Raw genomic sequence first — 18,240 nt, 5'->3', positions numbered from 1 at the left:
GACATGACATGGGAAAGATGATGCCTTACTGGTGGCTCTCGTGCTGCCTGATATCTGTGCCCGCACTCTCCGCTAATCCGGCGGCGATGATTAATACCGGACAACTTCGCGAAACGCAGGAACTCCCCTCCCTGAATGGCCGCGTGGCGCCTGTGGCGGGCAACGCCGCCCCCGGCACGCTGCAGCTTGGCGACGCCGTCAACCGCGCCGTCACCTGGCACCCGGCCATCAGTGAAGCGGTAGGAAAACTTTACCAACAGAGTGAAGAGGTGGACGTCGCCAAATCGAAATACTACCCGCAAATTAACGCCGGTATGGACAATGGCTATACCCATGACGGCGACGATAATGGCTTTACGCCATCGCTGGTGCTCTCTCTTTCCCAGATGCTGTACGACTTTGGCAAGGTGGCAAGCCAGGTGCGTGCCGAAAACGCCGGGGTTGCCCAGCAGCAGGCCAACGTGCTGGTGAGCATCGACACCATCGCCCACGATACCGCCATCGCCATGGTGGAAGTGCAAACCTGGCAGCAGATGGTCGATACCGCCAAAGAACAGCTCGACGCCCTCTCCTCCATTGGCAAGCTGACCCGCCAGCGTAACGACGAAGGAGCCACCTCGCTCTCTGACGTGGTGCAGACCGATGCCCGTATCGAAGGGGCCCGCGCCCAGCTCATGCAGTACCAGGCCAGCCTCGACAGCGCCCGCGCCACGCTGATGAGTTTTCTCGGCTGGAACACCCTCAACGAGGTGGGCAACGATTTTCCGCAAAAGCTGGCCCGCAGCTGTGATATCGCCGAACCGGACGATCGTCTGGTGCCAGCGGTGTTAGCGGCCTGGGCGCAGGCGAACGTCGCGCAGGCCAACCTTGACTACGCCAACGCCCAGATGACCCCGACCGTCTCGCTGGAGCCGGAAGTGCGTCACTACCTCAACGACCGCTATGCGGGTAACGAAACGCGGGATCGCACGCAATACTCCGCGTGGGTGAAAGTGCAAATGCCGCTCTATCAGGGCGGCGGCCTCACCGCCCGGCGTAACGCTGCCGGACACGCGGTGGAAGCGGCGCAATCCACCATTCAGCGCACCCGCCTTGAGGTTCGCCAGAAGCTGCTTGAGGCGCGCAGTCAGGTAATGAGCCTGCTCAGCACCCTGCAGATCCAGGGTCGTCAGGAGGCGCTCAGCGCCCGCACCCGCGAGCTGTATCAGCAGCAGTATCTTGACCTTGGCTCACGCCCGCTGCTCGATGTGCTCAACGCCGAGCAGGAGGTCTACCAGGCGCGTTTCACCCAGCAACAGACCCTTGGCCAGCTGCATCAGCTGCAGCTCAACTGCCTTTACAACACCGGGCAGCTGCGCCATGCGTTCGATCTTGATAACCGCACCATCCAGACCGTGGAGATCCAGCCATGAAAGAGCGTGATATACCGCAAGCTGAGCCCATGACGGATGATGCCCTGGCCCAGTGGGCGCAGGCCTTTGGCTTTATTGCCACGCGCTACCGCGTCGCCTGCTCTCCCGGCGCGCTGCTGGCAGGCGCACCGTGGCTGAAAGGCAAACCGATGGTGCCCGCCCTCACCCAGCTCGCCCGCGAGGCGGGGCTGTCGTTTCAGCTGCTTACCGCCAGCCAGCAGTCGATCAACAGCTGGCGTCTGCCGGTGGTGGTGGCGCTAAACGACGGCAGGGTTGGCGTGATCGAACATTTCGACGGCGACGATACGCTGGAGGTCAGCTTCTTTGACGACCAGACCTACACCAACCGTTTGTCGATGACGGCGATGCTGCCCGCCATCCGCCACGTTATTGCCCTGCGTCCGCTGGCAGCGCTGAAGGACAGCCGCGTGGACGCCTATATCTCAAAATACCGCCCGGACTGGCTCTACCGGCTGGTGATGCGCGACCTGCGCCCCTACAGCTGGGTGATGCTCGCCGCGCTGTTTATTAACGTGCTGTCGCTCTCCGGGATTGTCTTTTCCATGCAGGTGTACGACCGGGTGATCCCCGCCCAGTCCTACCCGACGCTGTATGTATTGACCATCGGGGTGCTGATCGCCACCCTGTTTGGCTTCGTGTTGCGCGTGGCGCGCGGGCACATTATGGATCTGCTGGGTAAACGCTCGGATCTGCGCGTTTCGGATCGCGTGTTCGGTCACGCCCTGCGGCTACGCAACAGCGCGATCCCACGCTCTACCGGCAGCTTTATCTCCCAGCTGCGCGAGCTGGAGCAGATCCGCGAGATGGTCACCTCCTCCACCATCTCGACGATTGTCGATCTGCCTTTCTTCTTACTGTTTGTGGTGGTGCTGGCGATTATCGCCCCGCAGCTGGCGTGGATCGCCCCGGTGGCGGCGGTGATCATGGTTCTGCCCGGCCTGCTGCTGCAGAAGAAACTGGCGGAGCTGGCGAAACAATCCGCCCATGAATCGACCCTGCGCAACGCGGTGCTGGTAGAAAGCGTGCAGGGGCTGGAGGACATCAAGCTGATGCAGGCGGAAAACCGCTTTTTGCAGCAGTGGAACAGCTATATCCAGATCACCGCGGAATCCGGCCTGCGTACCCGCGAGCTGACGCAGAATCTGATCAGCTGGGGGATGACCATCCAGAGCCTGGTTTACGCCGCCGTGATCGTGGTCGGCGCGCCGATGGTGATCGACGGCACGCTGACCACCGGTTCGGTGGTCGCCGCCTCGATGCTGGCCTCGCGCATGATCGCCCCCATGGCGACGCTGTGCGGCGTGCTGGCCCGCTGGCAGCAGGTGAAAGCGGCAAAAGAGGGGCTGGACAGCATTATGCAGTTACCTACCGAGAACCAGCGCGAGGAGACGCCGATCCGCCAGGACGTGCTGCGCGGTCACTACCTGTTCGAGCAGGCGCAGTTTCGCTATCACCCGGAGGATCCGCGCATGGCGCTGCGCATCAACCGTCTGGAGATCAAGCCCGGTGAGAAAGTGGCGATCCTCGGGCGTAACGGCGCGGGCAAATCAACCCTGCTGCAGGCGATGGCAGGCGGGATGGATCTGGCGGGCGGCGAGCTGCGGCTCGACAACCTCAGCCTGCCGCACCTCGACGTCGCCGATGTCCGGCGCAACGTCGGCTTTATGACCCAGAACGCACGGCTGTTTTACGGCACCCTGCGGGAAAACATCACCCTCGGCATGCCGCGCGCCACCGACGACGAGATTTTCGCCGCACTGGAGTTAACCGGCGCGGCGAGCTTTGTGCAGAAGCTGCCGAAGGGGCTGGACTATCCGATCATGGAGAACGGCGTGGGGCTCTCCGGCGGCCAGCGGCAGTCGATCCTGCTGGCGCGCATGCTGCTGCGCGACCCGAATATCGTCCTGATGGACGAACCCACCGCCTCGCTGGATGAGCATACCGAACGGGAGTTTATCCAGCGTCTGAGCGCCTGGCTCGGCCACCGTACGCTGATCGTCGCCACCCATCGCGTGCCGGTGCTGGAACTGGTCGAGCGGGTGGTGGTGCTCAAGGAGGGCATGCTGGTGATGGATGCCCCGAAAGCGCAGGCGCTGAACAACAGCCGCATACAACAACAGCAGGCAGCCGCCGCAAGGGAGTGGAAAAATGAAAATCAGTCAGCGTGATGCTGCGGCAATGGACGATCTGGATAATGCGCTCGGTTCTGAAAGCGGCTACACCGGCGCGCGACGAATCGTGATCCTCTCTCTGCTGCTGTTTATCGTCCTCGGGATCTGGGCCTGGTTTGGCGTGCTGGATGAGGTCTCAACCGGTACCGGCAAAGTGATCCCCAGCTCGCGCGAGCAGGTTTTACAGTCGCTGGACGGGGGGATCCTCACCGAGCTGAACGTTCATGAAGGCGATCAGGTGCAGGCCGGACAAGTGCTGGCGCGTCTTGATCCCACGCGTTCAGAATCAAACGTCGGCGAAAGTGCGGCACGCTATCGCGCCTCGCTGGCTTCCAGCGCGCGCCTGTATGCCGAGGTGAACGATCTGCCGCTTAAATTTCCCCCTTCGCTGAAGGAATGGCCGGAGCTGATTGCCGACGAAACGCGGCTCTATAACTCCCGCCGCGCGCAGCTTGAGGATACCCAGCGGGAGCTTCGCGCCGCGCTCGATCTCGCCAATAAGGAGCTGGCGATCACCCAGCGGCTGGTCAAAACCGGGGCCGCCAGCCACGTAGAGGTGCTGCGCCTGCAGCGGCAGAAAAGTGACCTGGAGCTGAAGCTCACCGACGTGCGCTCGCAGTATTACGTTCAGGCGCGCGAGGCGCTCTCCAAAGCCAACGCGGAGGTGGATATGGTCTCGGCGATCCTGAAAGGCCGTCAGGATTCCGTCACGCGCCTGACGGTGAAATCGCCGGTGCGCGGGATCGTGAAAAACATCAAGGTCACCACCATCGGCGGCGTGATCCCGCCCAACGGCGAGCTGATGGAGATCGTGCCGGTGGACGATCACCTGCTGATCGAAACCCGCCTCTCGCCGCGCGATATCGCCTTTATCCATCCGAACCAGGAAGCGCTGGTCAAAATCACCGCCTACGACTACGCCATTTACGGCGGGCTGCACGGGGTGGTAGAGACGATTTCACCGGACACCATCCAGGACGAAGCCAAGCCGGAAGTGTTCTATTACCGGGTGTTTATCCGCACCAGCCAGGATTACCTGGTGAATAAAGCAGGCAGGCACTTCTCAATTGTGCCGGGGATGATTGCGACGGTGGATATTAAAACCGGGGAGAAAACGGTGCTGGATTATATGATTAAGCCGTTTAACCGGGCGAAGGAAGCGCTGAGGGAGCGGTGATCTTTGCAGGATGAACAGGGCATGCCTCCACTCTATTTATAGAGCGGAGGCAGTTTGTTGCACTTCAAACCGTAGCTCGCTCATTCCAGGCATCGGAGTATTGAATATTTCCATCAACATAACGCCATGTGATTTTCTCGTAGCGCAGTTGAATGCTTTCCATGTGCCCTGTTCCCGGACAGTTACGTGTATCGTGCATAATTGGCGTAATAGAAACAACTTTTACACTTTCCAGTAAAATATTGAAGTATTCAACTTCCTGCCCTGCATCATTAATGTGGTACCACTTTACCTCTGCAGATTTGAGAGTTTGCCCTGTTGCAACAGCCCGATAAAGATAGGGGGATGCGCTGTCAATTTCTTTTTCAAACAGGAAAGGAGCGTGCTGACGTGTTCCGGTGAGTCTTCCTGTTGTCCCATCAACCGGGATACTTAAATTATGTGTCAAACCACGTAATTCAATACTCCCTTCTCTATGTTCTACGTCAGATGACCCCTTAATCAGATTCCCTGCATCATCTTTTAGCCATAAATGGACCGGTACAGCCATCATTTTCCTCCTTATTAATCATATAACCATCTTCCCGCTTTCGCAGATTCGGCGAACATCCTCACCGTTAAAGGCTTAGAAATTTGCTTTACGGGTTTATCCGTAAACCATTTTCGAAAAAACCATGTGTGAAACCATGGGTAATAAGCATTGTAATTCATCAGCGTTATATCAATATTGAATCGTTCGCTGAATTTATCCATACAGATGGCTAAATCATCATCCTCTGCATAGTCTTGTAAAATATCATCTAACTGCAAAGGTATGAGCTTGCCGGTAAATGTACCCATAACGGGCAATTCATTCTGAAAAAAAGCCAAAACCTCTTGTTCAGTTACCATATCCGGTCTTTCTTATGAGCAATCGTGTTATACATTTTAAGTGTCTTATAGCATATTTGAGCCAAATCGCTGGCTACCAATGTCCAGCCAATCACTGGTAGGCCTCTCCCGATAAAGGCCCCCAAATTTGTCACATACTTAGGTTTTAAAGTGGCAATGCTCGCTTCAGTTAACGTCGGTAATCTTACAGGTAACTCTACATTGAGATATTGACGTAAATATTTTGATGCTATAGATGTTCCTGCTGTTGTTCCGTAGGGCTTATTTCTGGTCTTTAATATCGGCAATCCTAAAATGATACAACTCATTGTTAGTGCATCCTCTATGCCGCCAAACTGCTCTTCAATTTTATCTAACAAAATCCAGAAAAACAGTTCACCAGCCGATATGTTGCAAATTCCTTTATAGAAGTAGGTTCCATTAAGCGCCTCGACGGTATCCATACACACCTTCATAGCCATTCTTATTAAGAATAAATACCATACGCCACTTTGACCGCAATGTTGATAAAATAGACCTTTATAAATTCCTAATTTTATAAACCGGCAGTATTATGTGCGGCGGAAAATATTTGCTCATCAGGTGAAACATTTTTGGCTTGAACGCATTCCTCATTTTCCATTTTTTCTGAAGCAGCCTCGCAGAATGTAACTTATCCCTTCATCCCCACTTTTTCTAACGGCTTTTCGGGCGTATGTTCCTCCCACGCCAGCAAAATCTGGCGTCGGGATTGGCATCCCGGTTAAACTTAATGGCGGCGTAAGCTCTTGTTGCGCCGTGCGTCTGGCTACATTCCAATGGTGGGCTGGGCGGGGGCGTCGCAAGACGCGCCGGTGTCCATTAAGGCCGGTAATGCCAACTCCGTTCAGTCCTGCCACCCGGGAAATTGGCATTTCTCTGGCAGTGTCTTAATCACTTAATGGAAACTGTCATATGACCACCAGTAACGCACTTTTCACGACCCCTTTCGACTGCAACACCGACTTCATCGATCTTGCCGACAATTGCCAACGCTATTGCGAAGCGCTGGTGGAAGAGACCAATCCCGCGAGAAAAATAGCCCTCTGCGGTCGTCTTGCTTCGACTTTTGCCCTGCTCCGCCCAATGCTGCTGGAGCCTATCCCTGAGCACTTACAGGGACGGAGGCTGGAATCGCGTTGCTGGGTTGAGGTGGTTTTCTCCCTCTCCCTGTGGGAGAGGGCCGGGGTGAGGGCATCATACCGCACCTATTTTATATTTATAAACAGGACGTTAATTATGAGTAACCAGGAAAAATTACGCATCTCAACGACGCCACGCGCATTACCTTCGCCCAAAAGGGGCTTCTTTAAGCGCCCACTGCCCCGGCGTTTTACCGGTCCACGCGCTGAAGACCTCAATGAATGCGCTGACGCTGCTGTAGCCGCAGGACAGCGCAATCCATCCCACCGGCTTCCCCGCGGCCAACCACTCCATTGCCTGCATTACCCGCGCCAGTTGCCGCCAGTTAACGAAGTTCATTCCGGTCTGGGCACGAAAACGACGGTTGAACGTACGCACGCTCATCCCCGCCTGGCGGGCATGGTTCTCAACCGTCTGATTATCATCGACAAACTGCAGCAAATGCCTGACTACGTCCTTCAGACGCGGATCCGTCGGCACGGGCAGAGTAAAGTGCACCTGAGGTGCCACGGCAAGCTCATCCAGCAGCAGGGTGAGCTTTCGCGGATCGTACTCGCTTTCAGCAACGCTTAAGCGGGAAAACAGTGCATGGGTAAGATCGTCGGGCTCGAACAGGGCGGGCACATCGGGAAGCCTTGCGCAGCAGGCGGGGTCAAGATAGATGGCGCTGCCTTCTATCGCGCTTTCAGAAAAGGCGGCGTGCTGATTACCTGGCGGGATCCAGCCGATGTGTTTTGCCGGTACGACCGAGCGCCCCCGCTGCGACTCAATCACCAGCAGACCCGTTGCAATGCGCCACAGCTGCCCAGCGCGATGGCTGTGCCAGGGGGTTCGGTACCCGCCAGGATGAAGGAGCGTCTCAGTACTGACCATATCATTTTGACCGAAAACCGTTATTCATCGGCGTATTACAGAAACTGCGTCTTCGGCTGTCAAGGATAATGGCGACTAAACCACATAAGGAGCCCTTAATGAGCATAATCACATCCCTGATAGCCGACACCGACAATGCCGCACAGCGCGAAAAGATGGCGTGCCTGTTAACCCGCTTATTCAACGGCGATATCGATCCGGCAGAGGTCTTTACGCCCGATTACCAGCAGGTTACGGACGGTCACACGCTTGATTACCGGGGATTTATCCAGCACCTGAGCCACGTCCGCTCGCAGACTCGCACGATCGCCTTTACCGTGGCGGAGATAGCCTGTCATGACGAACTTCTGGCTGACCGGCATATCGTGACGGTCACGTATCCTGGCGGTCGTCAGGCAGAGATCGAGGTTTACCTGTTTGCCGCGCTGCGTGAAGGGAAAATCTGGCGGATCCATGAAGTCACGCGGGCCCTCAGCGGCGATGCTTCAGATCGCACGCTGGCCCATGCGACAGAGTAACGTCACTCCGCCGGGCGCGGTACGCTACGGTTATATACCTCAACATAACGCGCAAATTTTCCGATAAACACGCCCGCAAATACCCCGCCTGAGATAATTGCCAGCGCGCTCATGGCGGGTTGCTGCATTGCATGGGGAGAGATGGCGCTCATCACGCCCAGCACATACTTCACCGCGAACGCCAGCATCATAAACGGCAGCGCGGTGTAGTCTGCCTGACGGTGGAGGCTGCGCGGTGCCTCAGCTCGGGTGATAGCCGCCTGCTTAATCAGGAAGTACCCCAGTGCCGCACCGGCAAGGATCCCCGCCGTCCACAATGCAACAGTCGCAGGAGTCAGCGTGCGATAGACCACCAGATCGTAAATATCCCAGATAAGAAAAATGCCCGGAATGATAGCAAGCCGCTCCAGCGTCACGGTGGCCGGCTTGCGGGCTTTAATGCCGCGGGAGATAAGGAAGATAAACAGCACCCACACCCAGGCGGGTGTGTGCGTAACGACACCGAGCAGAAATTCAAACATGGAGATCACCATGGACGATCGCGGCTCCTGCCGCCCTGAACGCGTATTGCGCATAACGGCAGGAGCGCCATTATGCGCAGGTCTTTTACAGCGATTTTTTCAGGCGACGAACCGCCTCTTTCAGCTCTTCATCCGTTGGCGTGACAAACGACATACGCAGCGTCGAATGGTCTGGCTCATTGCAGTAGAAAAATTCGCCCGGCACAAATACTACGCCGTTACTTAACGTCTTTTCCAGCCAGCGCGTGGTATTACTACCATTTTTCATATTCGCCCACAGGAACATGCCGCCCTTCGGCTTGTGGAACGACATCACATCGCCCAGCTCGGCTTCCAGTTCGTTGGCGAACGTCTGATACTTCTGACGATAGGCTTCGCGGATCATTTTGATCTGTCCGGCCAGACGCCCGGTTTTCAGGTATTCGTAAGTCATCAGCTGCGACAGCGTACTGGTGTGCAGATCGGTGGTTTGCTTCAGGTTCACCACCGCACGCTTCAGCCACTCCGGTACCAGCACCCAGCCCACACGGGTGCCCGGCGCGAGAATTTTAGAGAAGGTTGAGGTATACACCACGTTCTCTTCGTTGCCGATATCTTTGGCATGGGCAATTAACGGGCGGAAAACTTCGTCGGTGTAATTGATTTCACTGTACGGATCGTCTTCGATAATCACAAAGTCATAGCGCTTCGAGAGTTCCACCAGCTGTTTACGGCGCGCCTCAGACAGCGTAACGCCACCCGGGTTACCAAATGTCGGCACAATATAAACCGCTTTGATGGGTTTATTTGCCACCAGGGCTTCGAGTTCATCCACTTTCATGCCGTCGCCATCGGTGCCAACGGATTCGAAATTCGCCTGCGCCAGACCAAAGACCTGCAGCGCGGCAAGATAGGTTGGGCGTTCGACGACGACGGTATCGCCCGGATTAATTAACGCGCGCGCCAGCACGTCGAGGGATTGTTGTGAACCGGAGGTCACGACCACATCATCCGCTTTGCAGCGGATCCCGCGCCCTTCGCAGATGCGCTGAATCTCTTCCCGCAGTCCCGGCACACCCTCGGTCAGACCATACTGGAAGGCTTCACCAAAATGCTGCGACAGTACGGCATCAGCGGCGATTTTCAGGCCTTCGTGATCGAACAAAGCCGGGTTAGGAATACCCCCACCCAGCGAAATGACGCCTGCCATTTTGCTATGTTTTAATAATTCACGGATGGCGGAAGATTGCAGGCCCTGCGCGCTGCTGGCGAGTTTGTTTGCAGACATTCTTTGATTACCTTCTTTTTTATATTGTGCCCAATCTTAGCAGAATATGAGCAATAAATTCCGTTAGCTTCGGGAGGGGACGTAAATCCTGACGCCACAGTAAATGAACCGGCCTTGGCGCGGGTGTAAACGGCTCCAGAACCCGAACCAGCCTGCCGCTTGCCAGCTCTTCGGCCACCAGCACCTCCGGCTGCAGAAGCAGCCCTGCCCCGGCGCGCGCCGCCATGCGTAAGCCGTAGCCGTCGTTGCATCGTAAAATGGCATCGCGCTTCCAGCGCACTTCGCCCTCCACACCCGGCAACCGCCATTCGTTACGCGCGGTCCATACCGTGTGGGAAAGGCAGAGATGGTCCACCAGATCAGCAGGCGTTTGCGGCGTACCGTGGCGCGCCAGATAATCCGGCGACGCGCAGATCACCATGTTGTAAGGGCACAGGTATTTCGCCACCAGATCGTCATTGCGAATATCACCAATGCGAATGGCCAGATCGACCCCCTCTTCCACCAGATCCACCATCCGGTTGGTGAGATCCAGTTCGATACGTACTGCCGGGTAGCGCTGCAAAAAGGTGGCGGTCAGCGGCGCGATAACGCAGCCGCCAAACGACGTAGGTGCCGTCACGCGCAGGGTGCCCGCCGGTGCGGCTCGCAGACGTTCCACCGCGCTTTCGGCAATGGCCACCTGCTCCAGCACCCGCTTCGCCTCGTCATAATAGACCCGCCCGGCGTCGGTCAGGCTTTGACGTCGCGTATTGCGCTCCAGCAGACGGGTGCCAAGCTCGGATTCCAGCAGCGCAATGTACTTCCCCACCATCACCGACGACATATCCAGACGGGAGGCCGCCCCGGTAAAACTGCCGCTTTCCACTACGGCGATAAAGGTTTCCATGCCGCGAAGCTTATCCATATTACAAACCTCTGGTTAGCAATCTTCTAACTTTAGCCCAGTTTATCCGACTTTTAATTTATTAAAGAATGAAGGCTCACAATATGAGGAGTCGGCTATGAAAATCATCATTATTGGTGCCAGCGGTACGGTCGGTCGTGCAGTAACGGAGGCGCTCAGTCGCCGCCACGAAGTGATCCGCGTGGGCCGCACGCAGGGCGATGAGCAGGTGGATATTACGTCACAGGCGAGCGTGCAGGCGCTGTTTGAGAAGGTCGGTCGTGTGGATGCGATTGTCTCCGCCAGCGGCGGGTTGTACTTTGGCCCCCTCGCCACCATGAAAGACAGCGATTTCAATCAGGGGTTACAGGATAAACTGCTCGGACAGGTGCGTCTGGCGCTGACCGGCCAGCACTACCTGAACGATGGCGGCTCCATTACCCTGATTAGCGGGATTGTGGCGCACGAGCCCATCGCGCAGGGCGTCAATGCCACCACGGTGAATGCCGCGCTGGAAGGGTTTGTTCGCGCTGCCGCCTGCGAGCTGCCGCGCGGGATCCGCATCAACCTGATAAGCCCGACGGTCCTCACCGAATCGGTCGAAACGTACGACGGCTTCTTCCCAGGCTTTGAAAGCGTGCCGGCCGCCACCGTGGCGCAAGCCTATCGCCGTAGCGTGGAAGGGGTGCAGACCGGGCGGGTGTATAAGGTGGGTTACTGAAGCAGGAAAGGGGCGAGGAACGCTCGCCCCGTCACGATCAGAGCCTGCGTCGGATTTTCTCCACCATAGCGGTGGTTGAGATCCCGTAGCGGTCGTGCAGGGTTGGCAGCGCCCCCGCATCAAGGAACGCGTCCGGCAGTGCGACGGTATCAAAATCCACGTTCACGCGGTTGCGCATTAACAGCGACGCGACGGCCTCACACAGCCCGCCAACGCTGCTGTGGTTTTCCGCCACAATAACCAGCCGTCCCGGTTTCGCGGCCTGCGCCAGAATGGTCTCCTCATCCAGCGGTTTAATGGTGGGCGAGTGCAGTACCGCCACGCTGACGTTATCCTTACGCAGCTGCTTTGCTGCCTCCAGCGCGCGCATGGTCATTAGCCCTGAGGCGATGATCAGGACGTCGCTCCCCTCTTCCAGCAGCGCGGCTTTGCCCAGCGTAAACTGGTAATTGTACTGGTCCAGCACCACCGGCACCTTGCCGCGCAGCAGTCGCATATACACTGGCCCATTGTGCGCCGCGATCGCCGGTACAGCCTGTTCGGTGTCTATCGCGTCGCAGGGATCGATGATGGTCATCCCCGGAATACCGCGCATAATCGCAATATCTTCCGTCGCCTGGTGGCTCGGACCGTAGCCCGTGGTTAACCCCGGCAGTGCAGCGCATATCTTCACGTTGAGATGCTCTTCGGCGATAACCTGATGAATAAAATCGTAGGCACGACGGGTGGCAAAGACCGCATATGTCGTGGCGAAGGGAATAAACCCCTCTTTTGCCATTCCCCCGGCCGCGCCCATCAAGAGTTGCTCCGCCATTCCCATCTGGAAGAAACGTTCCGGATACGCCTGGGCAAAGATATGCAGATCGGTATATTTCGACAAATCCGCCGTCATACCGACAACTTCCGGGCGCTGTTCCGCCAGCTTCACCAGCGCATGGCCGAACGGTGCAGAGCGCGTCTCCTGGCCGTCTTCCGCAATAGAGGCAATCATGGCCGACGTGGTTAAACGCGGTTTTTTCTCCGTTATCTGGCTCATTACAGCACTCCTTCAGGTTTGTTGGCATCCAGCACGGCGAGTGCCTTTTGCCACTCGTCAGCATCCACGCGAATAAAATGGTTCTTGTCACGTTGTTCGAGGAAAGGCACACCTTTGCCCATCAGCGTGTCGCACAAAATGACGCGTGGCTGGTTTTCCGGATAGCGTCTGGCGTTATCAAACGCCGCCACCAGCGCAGGGACATCGTTGCCATTTACGCGCTGCACATACCAGCCGAACGAGGTCCATTTATCTTCCAGCGGCTCAAAGCCAAGGATCTTGTGCGAATTGCCGTCTGCCTGCTGGCGGTTAATGTCCACCAGCACGATCAGGTTCGACAGGCCATGGTGCGCTGCAGACATAGCCGCTTCCCAGGTTGATCCTTCGTCAAGCTCACCGTCCGACATGGAGTTAACGACCCATGCCGCGCTCTGCTTGTGCTTCAGCCCCAGCGCCATGCCGACCCCAATACTTAACCCCTGTCCCAGCGAACCACCGGAGATCTCCATGCCCGGCGTGTAAGTTGCCATACCGGACATTGGCAGGCGGCTGTCGTCCGAGCCGTAGGTCTCCAGCTCCTCTTCAGGAATGATCCCGGCTTCAATCAGGGCGGCATAACAGGCAATGGCGTAATGACCGTGGGAAAGCAGAAAACGGTCACGGCCTTCCCACTCCGGCTCGTCCGGCTTGAGGTTCATACCGTGGGTAAACGCGGTGGCCAGTACGTCGGCATAGCCCAGCGCCTGCCCGATGTAGCCCTGCCCCTGCACTTCGCCCATGCGCAGCGCATAGCGGCGAATACGCCATGCCGCCGCGGCAACCTGTTGAACTGTGGTATCCGTCATCGTCGAGTCTCCTTAATGGATCAGCATGCCGCCGTTCACGTCGAGCGTGATACCGGTGGAGTAAGACGAAAGGTCGCTGCCAAGGAACAGCGCGGCGCGGGCAATATCCTGCGCGTCACCGAGGCGGTTAAGCGGAATGCCCGCCAGGATGGCGGTTTTCATCTCATCGCTGAGCTTGCCTGCGGTGATGTCCGTCTGGATAAGGCCGGGTGTAATGCAGTTTACGCGTACGTTATCCGGACCCAGCTCGCGGGCCATCGCTTTCGCCAGGCCCAGCACACCTGCTTTAGCTGCGCTGTAGTGGGGGCCGCCAAAAATACCGCCGCCGCGCTGTGCTGATACCGATGAAATGCAGACAATGCTGCCTGACTTCTGCGCGCGCATGGTGGGGATCACCGCCTGGGACATCAGCAGCGTGCCGCGCAGGCTGACGTCCAGCACCGCGTCGTAATTCTCGCGTTTAATATCCATCAGCTTAATCGGCTGAGTAATACCGGCGTTATTCACCAGAATATCGATGCGCCCGTATTTTCCCAGCACCTGCTCAATGGCGGCGTTGACCTGTAATTCATTGCTGACGTTCGCCGCAAGGCCCAGATGCTCTTCACCCAGATTCGCCGCCGCTGCCCGACTGGCCTCAGCATCTAAATCGATAATCACTACCTTCGCACCCTGCCCGGCATATAATTTAGCCGTGGCAAAACCCAAACCGCGTACAGAAGCCGCGCCGGTAATAACGGCAACTTTATCTTTCAGTAGCATATATTTACTCCACTATGGTAAAAGGAATTTATTTTTTATTTCGGTTCATCCAGCAACATAATCACAAACAGGCCAATCGCTGCACAAACACCGAAATAAATAAAGACAGAATTAAAACTTCCTGTTTTATCCAGCAGAAAACCTGCCAGCATCGGGGAAACAAATCCGCCGAGATTTCCGCCGCTATTGATAATTGACGCAGCTATCGGATAGGTTTTACTGTCCGCAACGGCCATACCGTAAGCCGTAAAAGCAGGCCAGCCGATATTCAGACAGAGGCCGACAAAAAACAGCCCCACGCAAACCGCAACGGTGCTTTGCGGAATATTCAGCATGATGACCATCATTAACACGGTGCTGATGGCGGTAAACATCATGGTCGGTTTACGCCGACGGCCGAGCAGTTTGTCGGATACGTAACCGCCAAAAATCGCCCCGATAAATCCGCCGATGCACGGCATACTGGCGACCAGCCCCATGCTCATAAACGTAAAGCCTTTCTCTTTCACCAGATAGAGCGGGATCCACGTCAACAGGCCATACAGCACGCTGACCATCATGAAATAGGCCAGACAGTCGCCGAGGATATTCTTCGAGGTAAACAGCCCTTTTACCGTGCTCACCGGGGCTAAGTCCCGCACGCGAATCAGGCGGTCAAGGCGCGCAAAGCCCGGTGAAATCACGATGTTTTCCCGTCTGGCGTCCGGCGTCTCCTGACCCACAGTAATGGTCTCCAGTTCGGCTTTAGAGACGAATGCGCTCTCTGATGGTCTGGTGCGCACCAGCAGATACCACAGAACGGCAATGACCAGACCGGGGATCGCGAAGGAGAAGAAGACCCAACGCCAGCCCCAGGTCATGGCGATCCACACCGCCAGCGGCGGCACGAGGATCGGCGCGAACATGGTGGCCGCAATGTAGACGCCGGTGGCGGTGGCCTTCTCCTTTGGTGGAAACCAGTTATTGATGGTGGAGGCCAGCCCGACAGGACACGGCCCCTCCGTTAACCCCAGCCCCAGACGAATAAACTTCAGACCCAGAACTGAGGTCGCCGTGCCCATCAGCCAGGTAAACGCCGAGAAGCCGAATATCGACAGCGCCACCATGCCGCGAATACCCTTTTTGGCGATAAAAAAGCCCGCTGGAATTTGGCTCAATGCGTATCCCAAAAAGAACATACTGGCGATGGCACCGGCTTCGAAATTATTAATATGAAACTCATCAATGATAAAGGGCAGTACTGCACCAATATTTGTTCGGTCAGCATAGTTAATGGCATACACAATAAAAATTAATGCCAGCACAACGAAACGGTAATTGGTTTTTTTAGTGTTTATGTAGGGGACAGCATGTTCTATACGAGACATAACTTACCTCATTATTCGAACAACGTGAGTCGTTTTATTTTTACGTTCAAGGTCAATATATCGGCTCATGAATGAAACACCATTCAATAAACCTCATTTATTGCTGAGATAAATTTGATTCGCGATACAGCTCAAAAAAATAACATCGGGATAAAATTGCCCTCATATCGTCTCAATGTTATGTTTTTTATCAATAAACATGACAGGAGTAGGCTATGTCCGCGCAGGATCGCCAGACGTTATCACTGCCCTCGCTCAGAAATTTGCAGGCATTCATCGCCGTCGCTAACGCATTGAGCATCCATCAGGCGGCCGAACAGCTCAACGTCACCCCCTCTGCGGTCAGCCATCAGATCGCGTCGCTGGAGTCGTGGATGGGCAAGAAATTATTCATCCGCAGCGGCAGAGGGGTTCAGCTCACCCCAACGGGCGAAAAATATCTGCGGGAGGTCTCGGCGGCGATGAGCGCCATCGGACGCGCCACCGATCAGATCGTCAAAGAGAAAGATAACGCCGTGCTTCGGGTGCACTCCTCGCCCACCTTCGGGTTGTCATGGCTGTTGCGCCGCCTGGGTAAGTTTCGCGCCGAATATCCCGATATCACCATCAATCTCACCTGCTCCTATGAGAATCTGCAATTCGCCAGAGATAATATTGATATTGATATCCGCCACGGTATCCCGGACTGGGATGCTTACCGGGTGATGACCATAAAAAACGACATGCTGGTGGTGCTGGCCTCGCCGGAGTATGCGCAAAAACACCCCATCAGCACACCCACCGATCTGCTGCAACAGTCACTCATCTCGTCCACCAGCACTCTGGTGAACTGGGAAAAATGGTTCGCCTGGCACAATATCGACAGGCCCTGGCTCAACTTCAGCCTCAGCTTTGACCGCTCCTATATGAGCTTTGAAGCGGCGCGCATGGGGCTGGGATTTATCCTTGAGAGCAAAATGATGGCGACAGACCACCTGAAAGATGGCTCACTAGTGCAGGTACTGCCGGATGAGATGGGGATCGCTATTAACGCACATCATCTGGTAATGCCGCATATGCATGAACGCGCGTGGAAGATCCAGCAGTTCGTTGAGTGGATTGACCGGGAGCTGCGGCTGTCGGGTTATCATCTGTAACGTCGGGTGGCGGCTTCGCCTTACCCGACCTACAAAATCTGCGGCCTGTTGCCCTCACCCCAACCCTCTCCCACCGGGAGAGGGAAAAAGCACATTAACCCACCGTGCCCCAGACAAGGTTCCCCTTATGGAAGGTCGCGGTGCGCGGAGATATGCGCGCCACCGCCTCGGCGGAACAGGAGGCGTCCACCAGCACAAAGCTGGCATCGTCCTGCGCTTTCGGCCAGACGCGTTCACCTTTGTCGTTCAGCGGCAGCACGTCACCGGTCGCAATACCTAAAGCGCGGGACAGCGTCTGCTCATTAGGGCGGATATAGAGCTGGGCGTAGAGATTCGCTTTTTCCAGCATGTCCCCCAGGCCGTACGGTGACCAGTGGTCGATCACGCTGTCGGTGCCGGTCATGACAAACACGCCCTTATCGCGCAGCTGCTTCAGCGGCATATGCAGGGTGCCAATCGGCACGGTGGAGGCGATAGTCACCTGCTGCGCCGCCATGCGGGTGGCAATCTCGTCCACCTGCTGCTCGTTGAGCGTGGCCAGCGCAAAGGCGTGGCTGATGGTCAGTTTGCCCTTCAGTTGCGGGGTTTTCTCCACGGTTTCGACCATGTAGTTCACCGCCGCCACGCCCGCCGGGCTGGTTTCGTGCAGGTGAATATCCACCCCTTTGTCATAATCCAGCGCAATCTGGAACATGGTGTCGAGAGATTTCTCCATCGCCCCGTCAACGTTGGTTGGGTCCAGCCCGCCCACATAGTGCGCCCCGGCCTGCATCGCCTCGCGCATCAGCTTTTCGGAATTCGACAGCAGCAGGCCGTGCTGTGGAAACGCCACGATCTCGCAGTCAAATCCGGGCTTGCGGCGCGCCAGCACCGCCTGCAGGTTCTCGAGATTCTTCAGGCCCGAGACTGGCTCAATATTGCAGTGGCTGCGGGCGAGGGTGGAGCCTTTCGACTGGATCAAATCGATCAGCTTTTCGGCGCGCTCCTGGGTATAAGGCTGGAGTTCGGGGAGCAGCTTCTGCTCAAGGCGGATCATATCCTGAATGGTGGTACCCGCCGGGCGGTTGAGCGAACGCCACGGGCCGCCGTAGAAGGTTTTATCCAGGTGAATGTGCATATCGCGCATCGCCGGGAGCATCAGCTTGCCGCCCGCATCATAGTGCGGCAGGGTGGCGTCCGCGTGACTTTTGTTATCCCGCAGGGCGACAATTTTCCCGTCTTTGATCTCCAGCGTTTTCAGCTCGGTGCGGGTGCTCATCGCCACGCCGCCGTCGACGTTAAATCCGGCCTCCAGCAGCACGTTGTCCAGGTAGTAGTGTTTAGCGGTGATGTTCATCGGTTTGCCCGTCTCGCAGGTTGGTTTTGCGGAATCGGCAGCATACGCGACGGAACCGGTCGCGCCAAACAGCGCACAGGCGGTGACCATTTTGCCGCTCTGGCTGATAAATTCACGGCGGCTTTTATTTTCACTCATC

General features: G+C 56.6%; 18 protein-coding genes. 6 read left to right on the top strand and 12 right to left on the bottom strand.

The window, feature by feature from the left end:
* The first annotated feature begins 8 nt into the window (after nucleotides 1-8).
* The 3 genes from M8370_RS05480 to M8370_RS05470 are packed head-to-tail and all read left to right on the top strand — an operon-like array spanning nucleotide 9 to nucleotide 4,781.
* The gene (locus M8370_RS05480) at nucleotides 9-1,412 is read left to right on the top strand and encodes a TolC family outer membrane protein (protein WP_013098387.1); all 1,404 of its coding nucleotides are present in this window, start codon (nucleotides 9-11) and stop codon (nucleotides 1,410-1,412) included.
* Nucleotides 1,409-3,601 (top strand): type I secretion system permease/ATPase, encoded by a 2,193-nt coding sequence (locus M8370_RS05475; RefSeq protein ID WP_095428031.1) that lies wholly within the window; start codon nucleotides 1,409-1,411, stop codon nucleotides 3,599-3,601. The genes M8370_RS05480 and M8370_RS05475 overlap by 4 nt, the downstream gene beginning before the upstream one ends.
* 10 nt (nucleotides 3,602-3,611) lie before the next feature.
* A complete protein-coding gene (locus tag M8370_RS05470; protein ID WP_086528237.1) occupies nucleotides 3,612-4,781 on the top strand; it encodes a beta-barrel domain-containing protein in 1,170 nt (389 codons plus the stop codon).
* A 64-nt stretch (nucleotides 4,782-4,845) separates the two neighbouring features.
* Here the strand turns inward: M8370_RS05470 and M8370_RS05465 are convergent, their stop codons facing one another.
* The 4 genes from M8370_RS05465 to M8370_RS05450 all read right to left on the bottom strand — a co-directional run bounded on the left by M8370_RS05465 (nucleotide 4,846) and on the right by M8370_RS05450 (nucleotide 7,706).
* Nucleotides 4,846-5,331, bottom strand: a complete 486-nt coding sequence (locus M8370_RS05465; protein ID WP_029882108.1) for an Hcp family type VI secretion system effector — start codon at nucleotides 5,329-5,331, stop codon at nucleotides 4,846-4,848.
* 14 nt (nucleotides 5,332-5,345) lie between these two features.
* On the bottom strand, nucleotides 5,346-5,672 hold the full coding sequence (locus M8370_RS05460; RefSeq protein ID WP_040023494.1) for a DUF1493 family protein: 327 nt from the start codon (nucleotides 5,670-5,672) through the stop codon (nucleotides 5,346-5,348).
* Nucleotides 5,666-6,115 carry an STM2901 family protein gene (locus M8370_RS05455; RefSeq protein WP_040023496.1) on the bottom strand — a complete coding sequence of 150 codons (450 nt, stop codon included), beginning with the start codon at nucleotides 6,113-6,115 and terminating at the stop codon, nucleotides 5,666-5,668. The genes M8370_RS05460 and M8370_RS05455 overlap by 7 nt, the downstream gene beginning before the upstream one ends.
* 859 nt (nucleotides 6,116-6,974) lie before the next feature.
* Nucleotides 6,975-7,706 (bottom strand): helix-turn-helix domain-containing protein, encoded by a 732-nt coding sequence (locus M8370_RS05450; protein ID WP_023620861.1) that lies wholly within the window; start codon nucleotides 7,704-7,706, stop codon nucleotides 6,975-6,977.
* 98 nt (nucleotides 7,707-7,804) lie between these two features.
* Between M8370_RS05450 and M8370_RS05445 the strand changes: the two genes are divergently transcribed.
* On the top strand, nucleotides 7,805-8,224 hold the full coding sequence (locus M8370_RS05445; RefSeq protein WP_013098393.1) for a nuclear transport factor 2 family protein: 420 nt from the start codon (nucleotides 7,805-7,807) through the stop codon (nucleotides 8,222-8,224).
* A gap of 2 nt (nucleotides 8,225-8,226) precedes the next feature.
* Here the strand turns inward: M8370_RS05445 and M8370_RS05440 are convergent, their stop codons facing one another.
* The 3 genes from M8370_RS05440 to M8370_RS05430 form a co-directional block, all read right to left on the bottom strand.
* On the bottom strand, nucleotides 8,227-8,745 hold the full coding sequence (locus tag M8370_RS05440; RefSeq protein WP_038420950.1) for a DUF6622 family protein: 519 nt from the start codon (nucleotides 8,743-8,745) through the stop codon (nucleotides 8,227-8,229).
* A gap of 85 nt (nucleotides 8,746-8,830) precedes the next feature.
* A complete protein-coding gene (locus M8370_RS05435; protein ID WP_038420464.1) occupies nucleotides 8,831-10,012 on the bottom strand; it encodes an aminotransferase-like domain-containing protein in 1,182 nt (393 codons plus the stop codon).
* A 19-nt stretch (nucleotides 10,013-10,031) separates the two neighbouring features.
* Nucleotides 10,032-10,919, bottom strand: coding sequence for a LysR substrate-binding domain-containing protein (locus M8370_RS05430; protein WP_020690740.1), 888 nt, complete (start codon nucleotides 10,917-10,919; stop codon nucleotides 10,032-10,034).
* A gap of 97 nt (nucleotides 10,920-11,016) precedes the next feature.
* On the opposite strand from M8370_RS05430, the gene M8370_RS05425 reads away from it, so the two are divergent.
* Complete coding sequence (locus M8370_RS05425) at nucleotides 11,017-11,619, top strand: short chain dehydrogenase (protein WP_013098397.1); 603 nt, start codon at nucleotides 11,017-11,019, stop codon at nucleotides 11,617-11,619.
* A 37-nt stretch (nucleotides 11,620-11,656) separates the two neighbouring features.
* On the opposite strand, the gene M8370_RS05420 is transcribed toward M8370_RS05425, so the two are convergent.
* The 4 genes from M8370_RS05420 to M8370_RS05405 are packed head-to-tail and all read right to left on the bottom strand — an operon-like array spanning nucleotide 11,657 to nucleotide 15,629.
* A complete protein-coding gene (locus tag M8370_RS05420; RefSeq protein ID WP_013098398.1) occupies nucleotides 11,657-12,655 on the bottom strand; it encodes a transketolase family protein in 999 nt (332 codons plus the stop codon).
* Nucleotides 12,655-13,500: a transketolase gene (locus M8370_RS05415; RefSeq protein ID WP_013098399.1), complete on the bottom strand. Its 846-nt coding sequence runs from the start codon at nucleotides 13,498-13,500 to the stop codon at nucleotides 12,655-12,657. Before M8370_RS05415 ends, M8370_RS05420 begins: the two co-directional genes overlap by 1 nt.
* Before the next feature lie 12 nt (nucleotides 13,501-13,512).
* Nucleotides 13,513-14,262, bottom strand: a complete 750-nt coding sequence (locus M8370_RS05410) for an SDR family NAD(P)-dependent oxidoreductase (protein WP_023620857.1) — start codon at nucleotides 14,260-14,262, stop codon at nucleotides 13,513-13,515.
* Between the two features lie 35 nt (nucleotides 14,263-14,297).
* Entirely contained in the window at nucleotides 14,298-15,629 is a 1,332-nt protein-coding gene (locus tag M8370_RS05405; protein WP_013098401.1) for an MFS transporter, read from the bottom strand.
* 215 nt (nucleotides 15,630-15,844) lie between these two features.
* Here M8370_RS05405 and M8370_RS05400 point away from each other — a divergent pair, with 215 nt between their 5' ends.
* Nucleotides 15,845-16,765: a LysR substrate-binding domain-containing protein gene (locus M8370_RS05400; protein ID WP_048970758.1), complete on the top strand. Its 921-nt coding sequence runs from the start codon at nucleotides 15,845-15,847 to the stop codon at nucleotides 16,763-16,765.
* A gap of 94 nt (nucleotides 16,766-16,859) precedes the next feature.
* Here the strand turns inward: M8370_RS05400 and M8370_RS05395 are convergent, their stop codons facing one another.
* Nucleotides 16,860-18,239 (bottom strand): amidohydrolase family protein, encoded by a 1,380-nt coding sequence (locus tag M8370_RS05395; RefSeq protein WP_040023523.1) that lies wholly within the window; start codon nucleotides 18,237-18,239, stop codon nucleotides 16,860-16,862.
* Nucleotide 18,240 lies beyond the last annotated feature (1 nt).

This window comes from Enterobacter cloacae complex sp. OE43NF (assembly GCF_023544405.1).
Classification (GTDB): domain Bacteria; phylum Pseudomonadota; class Gammaproteobacteria; order Enterobacterales; family Enterobacteriaceae; genus Enterobacter; species Enterobacter cloacae.
This window is presented reverse-complemented; position numbering and strand designations above follow the sequence as displayed.